This window comes from Alloprevotella sp. oral taxon 473 str. F0040 (assembly GCF_000318095.2).
Classification (GTDB): domain Bacteria; phylum Bacteroidota; class Bacteroidia; order Bacteroidales; family Bacteroidaceae; genus Alloprevotella.
In genome coordinates, this window is sequence record NZ_KB290723.1 from 3,210 (window position 1) to 4,768 (window position 1,559).

The 1,559-nt window shown below is 46.1% G+C and carries 1 protein-coding gene; it reads right to left on the reverse strand.

Annotated elements, in window-relative coordinates:
* Positions 1–152: 152 nt before the first annotated feature.
* Entirely contained in the window at positions 153–1,388 is a 1,236-nt protein-coding gene (locus tag HMPREF9999_RS09390) for an IS4 family transposase (RefSeq protein WP_044063465.1), read from the reverse strand.
* Positions 1,389–1,559: the final 171 nt, after the last annotated feature.

The window sequence follows — 1,559 nt, forward strand, 5'->3', positions numbered from 1 at the left end:
TCAGCCTTATTTTTATCATCAGAAAAACTTTTACCGGACAGCAATACATTTAATTATATTGCTGTCCGGTAAACTTCAAAACGACACATTTTCCCTATCCGCAACGCCCATCAATAGGCGTTGCAGATTCCTTTTTCGAAAAGTAAGCCTCCTTAGTCAAAGAGTGAAGGTTCGGCGGGTGGCTTATCGTGGGGATCCAAAATCTTCAACCAATCTTTTTCTGGATGCTCGAAGAAACTATAGCAGTCAATGTAGTACATGAGCATGATGCGCACCATCGTGGCCAAATTAGAGAAACTCCAATTGCGTTTGATCCGCTTTTGCAGCACCATGAGCAGTAAATTGGCGATCAATGTTACCCAAATCTGAATTTTGATGGCATTGGCACTCTCCCCGTAGAAATATCTGAGAGGAAAATTCTGTTTGAGCTGCTTGAAAAGTAGTTCTATCTCCCACCTTTGGCGATAGATTTCGATGATGTCCTGAATTGACATTTCCATGTCATTGGTTAACAGCGAGATCAGTTTTGTTTTGTGCTTCTTGCGGTCAGCGTAGGTGATGATTCTTGCCCGGTGCTTTAGTTCCTCTCCTCCTTTGCCCCGTTTGGTAAATACCACTTGCTGCACGCGGTATTCCATCCCTCCTTCCTGTGTCATATACATCACACCCTCAAGGGGTTCGTACCGTAAATTCTTCTTCATCTTGGTGACATACGTCACGCCGGCTTCCGTCATTTCCTCAAACTTGGCATAGTCGATATAAGCTCTGTCAAAAGCCAAGATATCGCCACTATGGTAGTTGGAGGGGCGGAGCATGAAGGAATCCCCTTTGGCCGCCGAGGTGAAACGAATGTCGGAGGGCACAAACTCGTTGGCATGAATATTGGCGTGAACTTTGATGCCGCCCTTCTTTTTCCCGGTCTTCGGATGCCGACCGACGCCTTTGAAAATGAGATTGGAGAAGAGAGAAATGGTCGTCGAATCGATGATTTGCAAGCGTTCGATCCACTTTGGACACCCGCACCGTCGGCTGTCCGCGGAAAGCACGTGCTTATAAGTGGCGTACAGCTCTCCGTAGATGGCTTCAAATATGCATTCATTACGGCGCAGGTTGGCATCCGAGAGTGTGGAGCGACGCGGCATGACGTTAATGCCCAAATGTCCTAGTTTACGGGCTTCGGGGAGCATAGATGCCACGATTTCGCGCAGGGAGTCGAAGCGTTTGACCACTGCATAGAGCATAACGACCAAGTGTTGCCAAGCATCGAAGTGTTTGACGTAGCGTTCTCCACCGTTTTCTTGACTGATACGAAGAATTTGCGCTTTGTCGAGCAAACTTATAAGCTGACCGTACATCGGCTGTCCGAGAAAATGTGTACCTTTGTTCATGGTTATCATGTTTTGTGGTAAAAACAAAGATAAACCAAAAGGCTGAAGTCCAACTACGGACTTCAGCCTTATTTTATGTGGAAAGAAAAACTTTTACCGGACAGCAGTAAAACTTATTACACCCTAGAACGATATGAAAGAGGGTTTTCTCAGACCTTCACCTACTTGCCT

Coding starts and splice junctions, on each gene's coding strand:
- HMPREF9999_RS09390 (WP_044063465.1), bottom strand. CDS start 1,388: ATGAACAAAGGTACACATTTTCTCGGACAGCCGATGTACGGTCAGCTT.